Raw genomic sequence first — 16,742 nt, forward strand, 5'->3', positions numbered from 1 at the left:
TGACGGTGATTATACTCATAGCGATGATTAATGGGCGCAATACGCCCGTAAGCAGCATCGGCTATGCCGGTGAATTTCGGATGATATGGATTAGCAATACAGAAAGGGCATCAGCACTTCGCAGCGGCTGAAACTAGCCGACATTAAGTCCTGAGAAATGTTCCATCATGTGATTAACGACAAAAAAAGTCAGCAATCTCGGCCCTGTCATTTCAGTTCTGTATGAAGAAAAAACTGCGATGCGGATTGGTAAATCTGAGTCATCGCAAGCCCGATAAAGACAGCAGTATAAACCGAAGTCAAGGGGACATTGCTGCGCTCTGCACGGTTAAAAAATACAGCTAAACACAAAGAGAAATGTTGTTTTATTAAACCTAAAAATGAAATTTTACACTGAATCCTAAGTCTTTCCCTGTATGGGAGGAAAGGCAGATAAATACGAAAGCCTTTGCAGTGATTTGGCATCGTCAGTTTAAGCTCGGAAAAAGCAATTATACAGCACGGCATATTATTGTCGTTTTGCTGGCTTTTTTCACGCCTATACTTCTGGGACTGCCGATTTTATATTGGCAATCCGGCAATACTTTACAGGAAAGAGCCCAGTCAGCCAGCCGTGCCGTTATTGAACATGTTGATGATATTCTCGACAATGCAAGAAAAGTAACTGAAGACGCTGCACCTCTGATTGAAAAACCCTGCTCCGAAATTGTCGAAACACTGCGTATCAAAGCCACCACGGCATCTTTTGTCAGATCGCTGGCAGTTATCAAAAATGATACAATAACCTGCAGCACCATTTACGGTGACACGCGCCTGCCTGTAACAAGCGCCCATTTTTATGATGACCGTCTGGCCTTAATCGCCGGAAACAGAGTTTCTCCTGACCGTGCAATTTTACTCTACCGGTGGAAAAACGGCACGTCATCTATTCTGGCCGGTATTGACGGCCTGCATATTATTCAGCTGCTCAACAGCCATGAGATGACACCGGCAACAACGCTGATTATCGGTTCTTACCGGCTTGAGCAGGACGGCAAAGTCCGCAACATATCTGCAGGAACCAGCAACAGCATTCTGATCCGCGACCGCTCCGATAAATATCCGTTTTCGGTTGAGACCGGTTTTCACAGCGGCGCATTACGGGACTATATTTTATCCCGCCATCTGCCGCTTATCATCCTGCTCGTCATTCTTGGCGGGCTGAGTGCATTTGCAACAAACCGGATGACGGTCAATGCCCGCAACATGACTGCTGAGGCCAAGCGCGCCATCCGCAACCATGAATTTATCCCTTATTATCAGGCAATTGTGCGGAGCGACACCCATGAATGGGTTGGTGCGGAAGTGCTGACCCGCTGGGATCATCCGCTTGAAGGCATGATCCTGCCAAACAGTTTTATTCCTTTTATGGAGCGTTCCGGACTGATTATTCCGATGACGGCAGCCCTGATCCGGCGCGTTGCGGAGGAATTTAGACTGCTGGAGAAACAGCTTCCTGACGGTTTCCATATCAGTATCAATGTTTCCGCCGTTTATCTGGCCGATCCTGAATTGATCAAAAGCTGTCACTATTTCCTGAGCCAATTTTCGCAAAACAAGATACGGCTGATGCTGGAACTGACCGAACGTGAAGCAATAGAGCCAACGCCGGAACTGTTACAGCAAATCCATACGTTGCGTCAGGCCGGAATTCTGATCGCACTGGACGATTTTGGCGTCGGCCACTCCAATCTCAATTATCTGAAAGAGTTTCAGGCGGATCTGCTCAAGATTGACCGTAGCTTTATTACCGGCATTGGCAGCAATGACTTCTCCCGCCATGTTTTGCAGAGCATTATTGATCTGTCACAGCAACTGGGGCTTCGGATCATTGCAGAAGGTATCGAGACACGCCAGCAGGCCGATTATCTTCAAGAGAGAGGCGTCCAGTATCTTCAGGGCTTTTATTTCTCCAAGCCTCAGCCGATTACTGTTTTCCAGTCCCATATGTGCCAGCATTTATCGGGACAGAAACCGAAACGTGGCAAGTAACCGCTCTGCAGCTCCCTACCCTGCGCAGAATTGAGCGTTGCCAAAAAGATACCATCCCTCTGACATTCGCCCAATCTTTGTAAAAATAATTGATCACTTGGTAAACTCTTTGTAGACGCTTAAGAAAACCTTAAGTATCGCGAGGGAGCAAGCTGTCTTCCTTGCTAAAAACTGGAGCCGGTTTGTCCGTGTCATTATCCCCGCTGAAATTATCCCTGTTATTCGCCTGCGCTGCTGCTCTTTCTGCCTGTACCACTGTCCAGAATCCGCCACCTGTGCTCAATGCCAGCGTAATCCAGCCGCAGCCGGTGAAACCGGAACCGGTATCCGAGCCGGAAGCATCGGCAGCGACACCGGAAACTGACAGCGCCGCGTATATGTATCGCGCAATGACGGATCAGAATTACCAGATCCCTGCGATTGATCTGACCAAGCTGAAACCGGAACACCGCCGGACTGTTGTCGATTACAAGACCACAGAAAAACCGGGCACCATTATTGTCGATCAGCCTGCCCGCTATCTCTATTTTGTGTTGCCGGAAGGCAAGGCTGTCCGCTATGCCGTGGGTGTCGGCCCCGCAGCACGCGGCTTTAACGGCGGCGATGCAATTATCGCGCATAAGGCCGCATGGCCGCGCTGGACACCGACCCAGAACATGATCAAGCGCAATCCGAACCAGTATCTGCGCTACAAAGACGGCGTTGACGGCGGCCCGGGAAATCCGATGGGCGCACGCGCACTCTACATGCATAAAGACGGCATCGACACCTATTACCGCGTCCACGGCACGAATAAACCTTCATCGATCGGCAAGGGTGTTTCTGCCGGCTGTATCCGTCTTATCAATCAGGACATTATCGACCTGCATTCCCGCGTAAAGCCTGGTGCACGCATTGTCGTGAAATAAAAAAACAATCTACCCTGCCTCGAAACAACAGTTACGGGGCAGGTTTTCAAACCCGAGACATGAAAACACCGCCGCAGTTTTCGTAACTGCGGCGGTGTTTTTATTATCTGTTTGAAAAGAAGATAGAAATATTTTCTCAGTCAGCCGATCAGCTTTTCATAGACTGTGCCGTGTTCAAGCACTTTGCCTGTTTCATCCATAACACGCATGGCATCAGCGGAAATCTCATCGATAACCACGACTTCACCGTCGATCAGGCCGATTTCAATCTTCATATCGATCAGCGTCAGACCCAAACCACGCAAGTCAGCTTCTACAATACGGCACACATTACGGGTAATGTCCTTAGCCTTTGCAAGATGGTCAGGGCTTAAGAGGCCGAGCGCAACGATGGTGTCATCATTGATAAGCGGATCGCCGCGTTCATCATCTTTCACAGTAATTTCAACAAGATAGTCAAATTTCTGTTCGGTATTACGAATATATTGCTGATAACGGCGAATGAAACTGCCCCAAGGACGGGTGCGGCAAACAAATTCAAAGCCGCCGGTGCCGTTAATATCCTTGCCCAAAGGTTCGGCACGGCGAACTTCCATCGTGCCCTTTTCAAGATCAAGATTGACCGAGTGTGTAGGCACGCCAGCAGCATGCAGTCGCTTGAAGAAATAATCCGTCATGCCAAGAGATTTGCGCCCCTTGCCTTCAACCTGACCAATAACGGTATTTGCACCCGGATCAATCACACCATCCGAGCCGGTTACATCATCCTTGAACACCAGAAGAATGTTGCCGTTCTCCAAGGCGTAGAGGTCTTTGGTCTTGCCGGAGTAAATCTTTTCGCTGCTGTTCATTCGTTTGCCCGCTCAGGTTTATGCGCTGATCATACCCAAAGCGGTTTACGTTCATGTTGGATCGCAATGCTCGCTCTGGATTCTTTAGTTTGTCGCATTATGCCTACGTCAAATTGGATCAACTTGACTGTGAAATGCTCCAGAAAAAAACAATGCGCCGATTGGCGCATTGTTCTTCAACTTATTCCCACTCAATGGTGCCCGGAGGCTTCGAGGTAATATCATAGACCACGCGGTTAATACCGCGTACTTCATTGATAATACGGGTCGCTGCCTTGGCAAGGAAGTCCATATCATAGTGGTAGAAATCAGCTGTCATACCGTCAACCGATGTTACCGCACGCAGCGCACAAACGAATTCGTATGTACGGCCGTCGCCCATAACACCAACGGTCTGCACCGGCAGCAACACTGCGAAAGCCTGCCAGATCTTGTCATAAAGACCGGCTTTGCGGATCTCGTCCAGATAGACTGCATCAGCTTCACGAAGGATTTCAAGCTTCTCACGGGTGATACCGCCCGGGCAACGAATTGCCAGACCCGGACCCGGGAACGGATGGCGACCGATGAAACTGTCCGGCAGACCGAGTTCCTTACCGAGAACGCGCACTTCATCCTTGAAGAGTTCACGCAGCGGCTCCACAAGCTGCATATTCATGCGCTCAGGCAGACCACCAACATTGTGATGCGACTTGATTGTAACCGAAGGTCCACCGGTGAAAGACACGCTTTCGATCACGTCAGGATAGAGTGTACCCTGTGCGAGGAAGTCTGCACCGCCGAGTTTAGCCGCCTCTTCTTCGAACACTTCAATGAACAGACGGCCAATGGTCTTGCGCTTCACTTCCGGATCAGTTTCACCTTCCAGAGCGGAGATGAAACGATCCTGTGCATTCACCAGAACCAGCGGCATGTTGTAATGTTCTTTGAACATTGCAACAACCTGTGCCGCTTCATCCTTACGCATCAGGCCGTGATCAACCAGAATACAGGTCAGCTGATCGCCAACCGCTTCATGGATGAGCAGCGCTGCAACGGAAGAGTCCACGCCGCCTGAAAGCGCGCAGATAACCTTGCCTTTGCCAACCTGTTTGCGGATAGCTTCAACAGCCTGTTCGCGATAGGCGGACATTGTCCAGTCCGGCTTGATGCCAGCAATATTATGGACGAAATTCTGCAGGAGTTTCGCGCCGTCCGGTGTGTGCACCACTTCCGGATGGAACTGCACCGCAAAATATTTGCGTTTTTCATCGGCAATGGCTGCGAATGGTGCATTCGGCGATGTGCCGACAACTTTGAAGCCTTCCGGCAGGGCTGTCACACGGTCACCGTGGCTCATCCAAACCTGATGGCGGGTGCCTTTGGCCCAGATGCCGGAAAACAGCGCGCTGTCCTCGTTGACTTCGAGGAATGCACGACCGAATTCACGGTCATGGCCGCTTTCGACCTTGCCGCCCAGCTGCTCGCACATGGTCTGCTGACCGTAGCAAATGCCCATAACCGGAATACCGGCTTCAAACACTGCCTGTGGTGCGCGCGGACTACCGATATCGGTGGTTGAATGCGGGCTGCCGGACAAGATCACAGCTTTCGGATTGATGCGCTTGAACGCTTCATCTGCCAGCTGGAACGGCACGATTTCGGAATAGACTCCGGCCTCGCGCACACGCCGCGCTATCAGCTGCGTGACCTGACTGCCAAAGTCAATGATAAGGATAGTATCGGGATGGGTGCTCATGGGCAGCATCTAGAGAATTATGTTGATTGTTGCAAGCCGGAATCGAAACCCGCGACAATATATTAGGGTACAAACAGTGGAGATAAGATCAGTCGCCGGATTTTACCGTCAGCGGCACTGTACGCTCAAGATCAGCCTTGTAAAGACCCGGATCAGGATGGCCGGTTGTTTTAACCAATGTGCTCTGCAACATTGCCGCTTCCAGCAAGCGCACAGCCTGTGCCAGTTTCTCATCAATGATGTGCAGATAACGTGTCCAGTCGGACACCTGCTTAACCGCCTCATCGCCATCGGAAATACCGCGCAGACCAATCAGCGGCACAGCAAAACGCTGACAGGTACGCAGGATCGCAAAGCTCTCCATATCCACCATATCCGCATCAATATCATTATAGGCAGAACCGGTGACGATATTTGCACCTGTGGACAAGGACGCGCTGGCAATACCCGGAATATGATATGGCAACGGAATGATAATCGGGAAATCAGCCGATGGTGTCTGACCTTTGGCATAGCCGAGAGCCGAGGCATCCATATCGCGATAGCCGACATTGACCGCCTGATAAATCTCGGTCTGCACCAGCTTTGCCGAACCGGCAGAACCAAGCGACACCACCAGATCAGGCAGAGCACCGCGCATGGAAAGATCGGCCAGAACCGCAGAAACCACGACAGCCGCTTCAACAGGGCCGATACCGGTAATCAGCGGCTTGAACATAGCCTGCAAATGCGGGCCGTATTCTGAAGGGGACGCCATAACAAACAGAACTTTTTTGCCGCCGAAATCATGCACATATTGCAGCATCGACATCGCATCTTCTGAAGCACCCTGTACCGGCGCGGACATAATCTTGGTCATTCTAACACCTGAGGCCGTCAATATAGATGATTGCGGCACACCCTTTTATTCGGACTTGCGCGGAGCTTTGGGATAAATCCGCACGAGGTTCAAATCAAAAAGCTGTTTACAGAAGCGCTTCCGTAAACAGCACACTCAGGACAGGTGTTCAGAGGATAACCTAGTCCTGCAAATCTTCACGATCTTTCACCACCATCAGCGTCGCTGTCATGGTGGCTACCAATTTCACTTCAGTCTCACCGACGGCAAATGCCTGACCGTCGCTGACCATAATCGTACGTCCCTGCTTGGTTACATTCCCGCGGAACAGAAAATGGTCGCCTTTACCGGGCGCCAGCAGATTGACCTTGAATTCGATGGTCAGCACTGCGGCATCCGCGGGCATCATTGTCAGCGCCGAATAGGCACAGACCGCATCAAGAGCCGTAGACACAATTCCCGCATGCAAAAACCCATGCTGCTGGGTCAGATCGGCACGAAACGGCAGCTCCACTTCAACCACACCCGGTTCGCAGCGTGTGAGTTGTGCGCCAATCAGCTTCATCGCCGCCTGACGTGCAAAACTCTTCTCAACCCGTTCTTTGAAATCCGGTTCTGCTATTCTCGGTACTGCCATAATATCCCTCAGTCTTATACACTGAATGTCAGTTTTATGGCATCTCCATAACAGTCTTCAGAACCTATTCCAACCACCGGTTCGTACAAAGCATGTCCATATACGACCGAAAACAGGATATATCCTTATAGACATATATTTATATCGGATATTGCTATTCAAGCCCAGCTAATAGCGCAAACAGGAAAAAATACCAGCTTTAATGGAGAAAAAGCCCGTATTTTTTCAATATTACGATCCGGATAAGAATATTGCCCGATACTCAGGCAGGCTGATTTTGCAAAACAGCAATATAGAAGCCGTCTGTATCCGTGGAAAGCGGCGAGAACACGGCACCGAAATCTGGATAATGCGGCTGTGCCTGATCGGTGATGCCGCTCCACAGCTCCGCCATCGGCAGCGCCCTGTAATCGGAGTTTTCCGAGAGAAAACGGGCGACCTGCCGGTTATTCTCGGAAGCAAACAGCGAACAGGTCACATAAACCAGACGACCACCCGGCTTCACATAATGTTTGGCCGCTTCAAGCACTTCATGCTGATCGGCAACGCGGCGCTCAAGCTGCACATCGGTCAAACGCCATTTGGCATCCGGACGGCGGCGCCATGTGCCGGAACCTGTGCATGGCGCATCGGTCAGCACAATATCCATCTGCCCTTTATAAGGCTCCAGATTTTCCGGCCGGTTATGTACCTGTGTATTACGCACACCGGCGCGGCTCAGGCGATCATGAATCGGATTAAGGCGCGAGCGCTCGGCATCATAGGCATGAATCTGCCCCTTATTCTGCATAGCTGCGGCCAGAGCCAGCGTTTTACCACCGGCACCGGCGCAATAATCCATAACCTGCTGACCGGGCTGTGCGCCAACCAGTTTCGCGGCAAGCTGCGAGCCTAAATCCTGCACCTCATACCAGCCATCGAGAAAAGCCTGCTCGGTCTGTACATTCGGATGACGGCCAAGCGCACGCAAAGGCGGAATACGAACCGCTTCAGGCAGAAAAGGTGCAGCTTCTGCACCGGCATTTTTCAGACCTTCCAGCGCGGTCAGCACCTTGTCGCGATTGGTTTTCAGCGTATTGACCCGCAGATCAACCGGCGGACGTGTAGCAAGCTCAGCAGCCTGTGCAACCCAGTTCTCACCAAACAAGGCTGAAAATTCCGGCACCCAGCTCTCGGCAATATCGGCGCGGATAAAATCCGGCGCATCACTCAGATCACGGCTTTCCCAAGCCTGCAAGCGCTCACCCTCAAGCGGCTCTGGCGCAAATTTATCGCCGGCCAGATTAGCCTCCAGCCACTCTGCGCCCATATCAGGATCGCTCAGGACAGAGGCATAAACCAGCGCACGGGCATCCTGCGCATCCATTTGCCAGCCGAATGACAGTTTACGGCGCAGAACATCATAGACAATATTGCCGATCACAGCGCGGTCGCCAGCTCCGGCAAAGCGGTGCGCTGCACCCCAGTCTTTCAGCGCATCGGAAGCAGCACGGCTCTGGCGTTCAATATCTTCCAGCACTTCTATCGCTGCCTGCAACCGTCCGCCCAAACGCATCTTTACCGCTTTCCTGTTTTTATCTTGTTCATATGTTCTCACCGCATAGCTTAAAATGCGCTAAAGTGAAACGACCTGAGCAAAAGAAAAAGCCGGAGCAGTGATGCTCCGGCTTCTTTATATTGCGTTCCTACCACTTATTCAGCAGCAGTCTGCTTTTCCTCATTGGAAATCGTATTGGCTTCATAACCATGCGCTTCCTTGAGGGCTGCACGGACACCGGCTTCATAATCCGGATGGATCAGTTTGAAATGGCCAAGCTGACGCTCAATGATAAAGCCAGGAACACCGCCCATTGCCGCAGCAATATTCGAGAACAGACGGCTCTTCTGACCTGCATCAAACAGGTTAAACAGTGCGCGCGGCTGCGAATAATCATCATTGCCGATACGGTGATTGTAACGATCAACGTCACCGGAGATTTTCAGCGGCGGTTCTTTCGCCGATGGCTGCTCAACCGGACCATTGAAGGAATTTGGCTCATAATAAGCATCCGGATTACCGGTCGCGATACCGCCATAAGTATTCATCTGACCGTCGCGATGGTAGTGATGCACCGGACATGCAGGCTTATTGACCGGAATTTGCTCATAATGCGTGCCAAGACGATGACGATGCGCATCTGCATAGGAGAATACACGCGCCTGCAACATCTTGTCCGGCGAATAGCCGATACCCGGTACGATATTCGATGGCGAGAAAGCAGCCTGCTCGATTTCCGCAAAGTAATTGTCGGCGTTACGGTTCAGCTCCATAATACCGATATCCATCACCGGATAATCCGCATGCGGCCAGACTTTGGTCAGATCAAACGGGTTATAAGGTGTTTTATCGGCATCGAGTTCAGGCATGATCTGAACCTGCACTTTCCAGCGCGGGAATTCACCCTTTTCAATCGCACCAAACAGGTCGGCCTGTGTGGATTCACGGGTCTGGCCGACAACTTTTTCGGCTTCCGCATTCGTCCAGTGCTGGTGCCCCTGCATGGTCTTGAAGTGGAATTTCACCCAATAGCGCTCACCGGCATCATTCCAGAACGAATAAGTATGCGAGCCGTAACCATTGATGTGACGCACATCTGTCGGCAGACCACGATCTGACATCAGGATTGTTACCTGATGCAGGCTTTCCGGTGACAGCGACCAGAAATCCCACATAGCTGTGGCGGAGCGCATATTGGTCTTTGGATGGCGCTTCTGGGTGTGGATGAAATCCGGGAATTTCACCGGATCACGTACGAAAAAGACCGGCGTGTTATTGCCAACCAGATCCCAGTTGCCTTCTTCTGTGTAGAATTTCAGTGCGAAACCGCGCACGTCGCGCTCGGCATCTGCCGCACCGGCTTCACCGGCAACTGTGGAGAAACGCGCAATCATCGGGGTCTTCGCACCCGGCTGCAAGGCTTTGGCTTTGGTATATTTGGAAATATCACCGGTAATGGTCAGTGTACCATGGGCACCCCAGCCCTTGGCATGAACCGCACGCTCAGGAATACGCTCACGGTTCTGGTGTGCCAGCTTTTCAATGAGCTGGTAGTCAGTCATCAGGACAGGACCGCGCTCGCCTGCTGTCAGGGAATTCTGGTTATCCGGAATCGGTGAACCCGCACTTGTGGTCATAATCGGACGATCGGCCATTTTTAGCTCTCCCTTGTATGATTGGCTCTGTTTTGAGCCATTATAAAAAAATCTGCATGACAAGATTATGACGGGCGCAGAACCACCTTCAGGTATTCCGCACCAGTCAAAACATGTATTAAACATTCAATTTCAATCGCTTAATCATATGCATTGATCAGAACTGAAATTGCATTCTCATGCTCTTTCTAAAGAATAGAACTATTCTAACCATAATTTCCAATTGAATTTCCTGCAATTATTGATAGGATTTTCTTATCATGTTTACAGTCAAACAAATGCGTTATTTCGATGCGCTCGCCACTCATCTGCATTTCCGCAAAGCAGCGGAAACGGTATTCGTTTCACAACCCGCTCTGTCCGCGCAGATTGCGGAAATGGAAAATCTGGCGGGCAGCCCGCTCTTTGAACGTGCCAATAAATCAGTTCTGCTCACAGAACTCGGCCACACACTCTGGCCGCGCATTAAAGTGATTTTGCAGGAAATCCGTGCGCTGGAAGAACTGACCGAGCAGAAAAGCGGTATTTTACAGTTACGACTGCGGCTTGGCATCATCCCAACCATTGCCCCCTATTTGCTGCCGGATCTTATTCAGGCGCTGAAACAGCAATATCCGGCACTGACGCTGGAACTGCGCGAGGCACTGACCGACAAGCTGCTGGAAGAATTGCGCAATGGTGAACTGGATGCGGTGATCGCCGCCATGCCGGTGCATGATCCCTACCTGACCGGCAAACACCTGTTTGATGACCGGTTTCTGATCGCCACTTCCAGCAATAATAATGATGTCCTGCCCTCACCGCTCACACAGGGCAATGCGGCATTGGAAAAGCTGCTACTACTTGAAGAAGGCCACTGTCTGCGCGATCAAGCACTTGAGGTCTGCGCTCTGCCGCGTGAGCGTACACTGGTGAATTTCGGTGCGACCAGCATGGCCACGCTGCTGCAAATGGTCAGCAATGATATGGGGCTGACGCTGATACCGGAAATCGCCATCCGCTCTGAGGTTCCGCATAAGCGCATCCGCATTGTGCCATTCTCGGACGGCTCACCAAAACGCCAGATCGGCCTGTTCTGGCGCAAACAGAGTCAGCGTCTTGAGGATTTCACGGCTTTGGCGAAATGCATCCAAAACAGCGCGGAAAAAGTGATGCTGGCACCTGATGAGCTTGGCAGCCTGATCCGCCACAGTGCCGAATCTGAAGAGACTGCATCTAGAGCATAATTTCTTAGACTTGGATCAGTTTAAGGAATTATGCTCTAATTTTAAAGTGTTAGAGCGACCTTTGTGTGCCAAGTCTGGCACACGGCGCTCTATCCAGCGCATTCCTGCTGGTATTTAAGCATCATCAGCGCAGCAGCTTTGCTCATCCATAGGTCGCGCTCATTCGCGAGATCAGCTTCAAAGCGCTTGGCAAGCTGTATATAAGCCTGCCACATGCTCTGCGCCCCTTCCCCCTCCTGCACAGAGAAGTGTTTTTCCATGCGCTCCACTGTCGCCTTGATCTGGTCAGTTTCAGGAATAGTTTTCATCAGCACCTCCCGTTTGCGGGCAATAAAAAAGGCCGGTTAAACCGGCCTTTTCGTATTCGTCTTATACGCTGCCCGGATAATTCGGGCTTTCACGGGTGATGGTCACACCGTGCGAGTGGCTTTCACGCAGACCCGCATTGGTAATGCGGACAAATGTTGCCTTCTCACGGAATTCCGGCAGTGTTTTTGCACCGACATAACCCATAGAAGCACGCAGACCACCGGCCAGCTGATGCAGGATATTGGCAACAGGGCCTTTATAGGCAACCTGACCTTCAATACCTTCCGGCACCAGTTTCAGCTCATCGCGCACTTCCGCCTGGAAGTAACGGTCAGCGGAACCGCGTGCCATCGCACCAACGGAACCCATGCCGCGATAGGACTTATAAGAACGTCCCTGATGCAGGTAAACTTCACCCGGGCTTTCTTCCGTACCGGCCAGCAGCGAACCGGCCATAGCAGCCGATGCACCGGCAGCCAGTGCCTTGGCGAAGTCACCGGAGAATTTGATACCACCATCAGCGATAACCGGAATACCGGCTTTCTGAGCCACTTCAACAGCGCCCATAATCGCGGAAAGCTGCGGCACACCGACACCGGCAACAATACGTGTGGTGCAGATCGAGCCAGGCCCGATACCGACTTTAACCGCATCGGCACCGGCATCAATCAGAGCCTGTGTTGCCGCACCGGTTGCTACGTTACCGGCAAGGATACGTACATCGGAAGACAGTTTCTTCATGCGGGTCACCGCATCGAGAACACGCTGCGAATGACCATGGGCAGTATCAACCACCAGCAGATCAACACCGGCTTCGATCAGACGTTCCGCGCGTTCAAAACCATCATCGCCAACCGAAGTTGCAGCAGCAGCACGTAGACGACCCTGCGCATCTTTAGCGGCATTCGGGTTGAGCTGCGACTTTTCCATATCCTTGACGGTAATCAGACCGGTGCAACGACCCTGCGCATCAACAACCAGCAGTTTTTCAATGCGATGTTGGTGCAAAAGACGCTTGGCTTCTTCCTGATTAACGTTTTCACGCACGGTGACCAGATTTTCACGGGTCATCAATTCGTAGATTTTCTGTGCCGGATCAGAGGCAAAACGCACATCGCGGTTGGTCAGAATACCGACCAGACGACCCGGGCCTTTGCCCGCATTTTCGACAACCGGAATACCGGAAATACCATGCATACGCATCAGTGCCTGTGCATCAGCCAATGTTGCGTCAGGGCCGATAGTGACAGGGTTTACAACCATGCCGGATTCGAACTTCTTAACGCGCAGAACAGCTTCTGCCTGCAATTCCGGTGTCAGGTTGCGGTGAATAACGCCGATACCACCAGCCTGCGCCATAGCAATCGCCAAGCGGGACTCAGTCACTGTATCCATCGCTGCGGAGAGTAGCGGCAGGTTCAGTTCAATGCCTTCAGCAATGGTGGTGCGCAGATCGACCTGACCAGGCATAACCTCGGAATGACCGGGTTGCAGCAGGACATCATCAAAAGTCAGCGCGTATGCGCCGGTGGATGATTCAACAATTTTCGCCATGGCCAATTCCTTTAAACAGGTAAAACACCCTGTGGGAGCAGAGGGTGCAACGACTCTTATCGTTTCAATTGAATTGGCAGCGGCTGGTAACACGGATATGACTTTTTGAAAAGACTATTCGTGAAAATCGCGTAAATTTCACCAGATCTTGTATCAGGCAGCTTAATTACAGCTAAAATGACGGCTAAATTCCTTCCGTCCTGCCGATGTAAAATGCAAGGCACGCCCCTGTTCGCGGCGCAACCAGTTGCGCTCCAGCATCATATCCAGCACTGCCGCACCAAGCGATCCGCCCAGATGATGACGACGCTCACTCCAGTCCAGACAATGCAGGCAAAGCGGTCGGCGTTTGCCTTCCAGCGGTTTCAGCTCAAGCCCTAATCCGCTGAAGAACTCCCGCCCCTCCGAAGTCAGCTGAAGTGCATCCTGCTCTGAGTGTTCGAGATAGTTACGCGCCGTCAGACCATTGAACAGCGTGACACCCGCCTCACCCGCCAGATGATCGTAGCAAATCCGCGCTTCCCGCAACGCTGCATCTTTAGGCCCTGTACGCACCCGCACAGCCCCCGTGCGTTGCGCCAAACCCATCAGAGCTTCCAGTACCTGCGCCACATCTGCACCCGACAGGCGGAAATAGCGATGACGCCCCTGTTTTTCAGCAGTGAGCAAACCGGCATCACTCAATTTGGTGAGATGTCCGCTGGCGGTCTGAACAGTGACACCGGCCACACCTGCCAATTCACTGACCGTCAAAGCACGGCCATCCATCAGCGCCGTGAGGATGTTTGCGCGGGCGGGGTCGCCGATCAATGCGGCAACAGAAGCTATGACAGGTCCATCTTTCATAGTTCGATGATAGCCGAAGCATTGATGCAACTCAATGGGGTATTTGCCTGCGCAGAAACGCACAAGGAGTCTCCCCCCATGATCGCCGTAATTTTTGAAGCCCACCCAGCTAAAGGACAAAAAAACATCTATCTGGATATTGCCGCCGACCTGAAAGAAGAACTGCAAAGGATTGACGGTTTTATCTCCGTCGAACGCTTTCAGAGCCTGACTGATCCGGACAAAATTCTCTCCCTCTCCTTCTTCCGTGATGAGGAAGCCGTAAAAAGCTGGCGCTCCAGCTTTATGCATCGCTCGGCGCAAGCTGCGGGGCGCAGCGGTGTTTTTGCCGATTACCGGCTGCGGGTGGCCGCTGTCACCCGTGATTACGGCTTAAACAGCCGCATACAGGCACCGCAGGACAGCCGAAGCTTTCATCATGAGCGGGAACTGACCTGACCTCAAAACATCAGCCTGCCCATTTACCACATTAGATGTCGCGTCCAGAACGATATCTCGCCAAACTTGACATACACTTTGGCCAGCATTGCAAAGATATTCATCCACTATTCGCACATTTATTTATCTGGTGATTTATCTGGGAGGAAAATCCATGAGCAGCAACCGTGGTGTCGTCTATACGGGTCCGGGACAGGTTGAAGTACAGAATATCGCAGATCCGGTTTTTGCCGACCCGACAGGACGCAAGATCGAACATGCGGTGATCCTCAAAGTCATTACAACAAATATTTGCGGCTCTGACCAGCATATGGTGCGCGGACGCACCACAGCTGAAGCAGGACTTGTGCTCGGCCATGAAATCACCGGTGAAGTGATTGAAAAAGGCGCGGATGTTGAAATGCTGGAGATCGGCGATATCGTCTCCGTACCGTTCAACGTCGCCTGTGGTCGCTGCCGCACCTGCCGCGCGCAGGATACCGGTGTGTGCCTCACTGTTAATCCGTCCCGTGCCGGCGGTGCCTATGGCTATGTGGATATGGGTGGCTGGATCGGTGGTCAGGCCAAATATGTCACGATTCCCTATGCCGATTTTAACCTGCTGAAAATTCCGGATCGCGACCGTGCGCTGGCCAAAATCCGCGACCTGACCATGCTTTCCGATATTCTGCCAACCGGCTTCCACGGCGCGGTTAAAGCCGGTGTCGGCGTTGGCTCCATCGTTTATGTGGCCGGTGCAGGCCCTGTTGGTCTGGCGGCGGCGGCCTCCGCCCGTATTCTCGGTGCAGCCGTGGTGATGATCGGTGACTTCAACAAAGAGCGTCTTGCCCATGCCAAGAGAGTCGGTTTTGAGCCGGTTGATCTCTCAGCTTCCGACCGCCTTGGCGATCTGATTGCCGACATTACCGGCAGCAATGAAGTCGACAGTGCGATTGACGCAGTGGGCTTTGAAGCACGCGGCCATGCAGGCGGCGAACAACCGGCGATCGTTCTCAATCAGATGATGGAGATCACCCGTGCGGCTGGCAATATCGGTATTCCGGGGCTCTATGTGACCGAAGATCCGGGCGCTGTGGACAAAGCCGCCAAAGTTGGCAGCCTTTCCTTACGCTTCGGCCTCGGCTGGGCGAAAGCACAGAGCTTCCACACCGGCCAGACACCAGTGCTGAAATATAACCGCCAGCTGATGCAGGCCATTCTCTACGACCGTCTGAATATTGCGGAAATCGTTAATGCCCAGCTGATCTCGCTGGATGATGCACCGAAAGGTTATGAAAGTTTCGATCAGGGCGCTGCGAAGAAATTCGTCATCGATCCGCATGGCGATCTGCTGAAATCAGCCTGAGAATGATCTGAAATGAAACAGCCCCGCATGAGGAAACTTGCGAGGCTGTTTTATATTCACGCCTTTTCGAGGCTCTTTCTCCCTACGCCTCTTCGAGGATTCTTTTACTTTACGCCTCTGCAAGGCTGGCACCAAGAAACAGCTGCCCCACACGCGGATCAGCCAGCAGCGCATCTGCCTTGTTATGCATCCGCGTCTGCCCCTGCTCCAGCACCAGACCATAGTCAGACATCGCCAATGCCGCCTTGGCATTCTGCTCAACCATCAGCACCGTCACACCTTCATCGCGCAAACGGATCAGTGTGCGGAATGTCTCGCTCACCATTTGCGGTGACAGGCCAATCGACGGCTCATCGATCAGGATCAGTTTCGGATCAAGCAGCAGCGCGCGGGCAATTTCCAGCTGTTTCTGCTGACCGCCGGAGAGCGTGATCGCCTGCTGATTGGCCTTCTCTTTAAGGATCGGGAATTGCTCCATCACCTCATCAATCCGCCGCGCGACCCTGCTCTGATCCGGTGCCGAAATACCGCCGATCTCCAGATTATGCTTCACCGACAGCATCGGAAACAGATTACGCCCCTGCGGGACATAACTCACACCATGAGCCAGCATTTTTGCAGGCGCCTGCCCTGTCACATCTTTGCCGTTGAGCAGAACCTGCCCTGAGCGGATATTCAGCAGGCCGAAAATCGCTTTGAATACAGTTGACTTACCCGCACCGTTCGGGCCGATCACAGTGGTGATCGTGCCTTTTTCAATGCGAAAAGACGTACCGTTGAGAATGGTCATTTTACCGTAACCGCCAAAGACCTGTTTCAGTTCCAGCAT

Annotated in this window: 15 protein-coding genes; 5 read left to right on the top strand and 10 right to left on the bottom strand. The window is 52.2% G+C overall.

What is annotated here, in order from left to right; all coding sequences use genetic code 11:
- Positions 1-453: 453 nt before the first annotated feature.
- A complete protein-coding gene (locus F7P81_RS01915; protein ID WP_151158337.1) occupies positions 454-2,031 on the top strand; it encodes an EAL domain-containing protein in 1,578 nt (525 codons plus the stop codon).
- A gap of 188 nt (positions 2,032-2,219) precedes the next feature.
- The gene (locus F7P81_RS01920) at positions 2,220-2,939 is read left to right on the top strand and encodes a L,D-transpeptidase (RefSeq protein WP_246176015.1); all 720 of its coding nucleotides are present in this window, start codon (positions 2,220-2,222) and stop codon (positions 2,937-2,939) included.
- Positions 2,940-3,079: 140 nt separating this feature from the next.
- Here the strand turns inward: F7P81_RS01920 and F7P81_RS01925 are convergent, their stop codons facing one another.
- From F7P81_RS01925 to katA, 6 genes are all read right to left on the bottom strand, one after another.
- Positions 3,080-3,790, bottom strand: coding sequence for a phosphoribosylaminoimidazolesuccinocarboxamide synthase (locus tag F7P81_RS01925; RefSeq protein ID WP_151158339.1), 711 nt, complete (start codon positions 3,788-3,790; stop codon positions 3,080-3,082).
- Positions 3,791-3,971: 181 nt separating this feature from the next.
- Positions 3,972-5,528, bottom strand: coding sequence for a glutamine-hydrolyzing GMP synthase (gene guaA / locus F7P81_RS01930; protein WP_075654792.1), 1,557 nt, complete (start codon positions 5,526-5,528; stop codon positions 3,972-3,974).
- An 88-nt stretch (positions 5,529-5,616) separates the two neighbouring features.
- Entirely contained in the window at positions 5,617-6,333 is a 717-nt protein-coding gene (locus F7P81_RS01935) for a 5'-methylthioadenosine/S-adenosylhomocysteine nucleosidase (RefSeq protein WP_083646896.1), read from the bottom strand.
- Between the two features lie 214 nt (positions 6,334-6,547).
- Entirely contained in the window at positions 6,548-7,003 is a 456-nt protein-coding gene (locus tag F7P81_RS01940) for a PaaI family thioesterase (protein ID WP_022711196.1), read from the bottom strand.
- 262 nt (positions 7,004-7,265) lie between these two features.
- Complete coding sequence (locus F7P81_RS01945; protein ID WP_151158341.1) at positions 7,266-8,558, bottom strand: RsmB/NOP family class I SAM-dependent RNA methyltransferase; 1,293 nt, start codon at positions 8,556-8,558, stop codon at positions 7,266-7,268.
- A 137-nt stretch (positions 8,559-8,695) separates the two neighbouring features.
- The gene (gene katA, locus F7P81_RS01950; protein ID WP_075654448.1) at positions 8,696-10,195 is read right to left on the bottom strand and encodes a catalase KatA; all 1,500 of its coding nucleotides are present in this window, start codon (positions 10,193-10,195) and stop codon (positions 8,696-8,698) included.
- Positions 10,196-10,455: 260 nt separating this feature from the next.
- Here katA and F7P81_RS01955 point away from each other — a divergent pair, with 260 nt between their 5' ends.
- Positions 10,456-11,421, top strand: a complete 966-nt coding sequence (locus tag F7P81_RS01955) for a hydrogen peroxide-inducible genes activator (RefSeq protein WP_151158343.1) — start codon at positions 10,456-10,458, stop codon at positions 11,419-11,421.
- Between the two features lie 89 nt (positions 11,422-11,510).
- On the opposite strand, the gene F7P81_RS01960 is transcribed toward F7P81_RS01955, so the two are convergent.
- From F7P81_RS01960 to F7P81_RS01970, 3 genes are all read right to left on the bottom strand, one after another.
- Positions 11,511-11,729, bottom strand: a complete 219-nt coding sequence (locus tag F7P81_RS01960; protein WP_151158345.1) for a hypothetical protein — start codon at positions 11,727-11,729, stop codon at positions 11,511-11,513.
- Positions 11,730-11,790: 61 nt separating this feature from the next.
- Positions 11,791-13,284, bottom strand: a complete 1,494-nt coding sequence (guaB, locus tag F7P81_RS01965) for an IMP dehydrogenase (RefSeq protein ID WP_075654446.1) — start codon at positions 13,282-13,284, stop codon at positions 11,791-11,793.
- Positions 13,285-13,446: 162 nt separating this feature from the next.
- Positions 13,447-14,130, bottom strand: coding sequence for an ArsR/SmtB family transcription factor (locus F7P81_RS01970; RefSeq protein ID WP_151158347.1), 684 nt, complete (start codon positions 14,128-14,130; stop codon positions 13,447-13,449).
- A gap of 78 nt (positions 14,131-14,208) precedes the next feature.
- Between F7P81_RS01970 and F7P81_RS01975 the strand changes: the two genes are divergently transcribed.
- Positions 14,209-14,568 carry an antibiotic biosynthesis monooxygenase family protein gene (locus F7P81_RS01975; protein WP_151158941.1) on the top strand — a complete coding sequence of 120 codons (360 nt, stop codon included), beginning with the start codon at positions 14,209-14,211 and terminating at the stop codon, positions 14,566-14,568.
- A 154-nt stretch (positions 14,569-14,722) separates the two neighbouring features.
- Positions 14,723-15,913, top strand: coding sequence for a formaldehyde dehydrogenase, glutathione-independent (gene fdhA / locus F7P81_RS01980; protein WP_151158349.1), 1,191 nt, complete (start codon positions 14,723-14,725; stop codon positions 15,911-15,913).
- Between the two features lie 109 nt (positions 15,914-16,022).
- On the opposite strand, the gene F7P81_RS01985 is transcribed toward fdhA, so the two are convergent.
- Entirely contained in the window at positions 16,023-16,742 is a 720-nt protein-coding gene (locus F7P81_RS01985) for an ABC transporter ATP-binding protein (RefSeq protein ID WP_151158351.1), read from the bottom strand.

Origin of the sequence: Pseudochrobactrum saccharolyticum (genome assembly GCF_008801715.1) — a bacterium.
Taxonomy (GTDB): domain Bacteria; phylum Pseudomonadota; class Alphaproteobacteria; order Rhizobiales; family Rhizobiaceae; genus Pseudochrobactrum; species Pseudochrobactrum saccharolyticum.